Annotated in this window: 1 protein-coding gene; it reads left to right on the forward strand. The window is 70.9% G+C overall.

Annotation, left to right across the window (positions count from 1 at the left end):
• On the forward strand, positions 1-911 hold a 911-nt coding region (locus tag E4P41_RS21740), incomplete at its 5' end, for an IS4 family transposase (RefSeq protein ID WP_135143261.1).
• Positions 912-1136 lie beyond the last annotated feature (225 nt).

A 1136-nucleotide genomic window follows, 5' to 3' on the forward strand; every position in this document is an offset into this window, starting at 1 on the left:
CGCGGGGGGCGTGGCTGCGGGCGTGGCGGCTGACCGCGATCGACGGGTTCGACATCGACGTGCCCGACACCCCGGACAACGCCGAGCAGTTTGACTACGCCGGCTCCGGGGACAACCGCTCGGCGTTTCCGAAGGTGCGGGTGGTGGCGCTGGCCGAGTGCGGCACCCACGCGTTCCTGGCCGCCGAGGTCGGCGGCTTCGCCGTCGGGGAGAAGACCCTGGCTCACCGGCTGTATCCGCGGCTGCGCCGCGATGAGTTGCTCACCGCCGACCGCAACTTCTACTCCTTCGACGCCTGGAGCCTGGCCGCCCGCACCGGAGCGGCGCTGCTGTGGCGGGCCCCGACCCAGCTGACGCTGCCGGTGCTCGAGGTGTTGCCCGATGGCTCCTACCTCTCGGTGCTGATCAACCCCTCGATCCGCAGCTCCCAGCGGCGCGCGGCGATCCTCGCCGCAGCCGCCGAGCAAGCGCAGGGCGCCGCAGCAGAGCCCGACGCCGAGGACGGTCTCGATCCCGACCAGGCCCAGCTGGTGCGGGTGGTGGAGTACGACGTGCCCGACCGCGACGGGAACGGCAGCGGTGAGTTGATCGTGCTGCTGTCCACGATCTGCGATCCGGGCGCGGCCCGAGCCGACGAACTGGCCTCGGCCTACAACCAGCGCTGGGAGGAGGAAACCGGAAACGATCAACTCAAGACCCACCTGCGCGGACCGGGCAAGGTCCTGCGCTCACGACTGCCCGAGCTGGTCGTCCAGGAGATCTGGGCCTGGCTAATCGTCCACCACGCCCTGGCGGCGTTGACCACCCACGCGGCCGAGGCCGCCGACCTCGATCCCGACCGGGTCTCCTTCACCCGGGTCCTGCGCATCGCCCGCCGTACCGCCACCGGCACGGCGGGCTTTCCCCCCTGAACGCTGGAACGACGTGCTCCCGAACGTCTGCGCGGACATCACCGCCAAGCTCGTCCCGCCCCGCCGGGAACGGACCTGCCCCCGCGCGGTGAAACGCGCCCGCCACAACAGCTACCGCGTCAAGAAGCCAGGCGAGCGCAGCATCCGCCACTCCGGACCGCCCACGGTCACCATCCGCGCACTCCAACCCCGGGCAGCATGATCAACTTAAGCTACGTGGCATTG

Source organism: Geodermatophilus sp. DF01-2 (assembly GCF_004571065.1).
Taxonomy (GTDB): Bacteria; Actinomycetota; Actinomycetes; order Mycobacteriales; family Geodermatophilaceae; genus Geodermatophilus.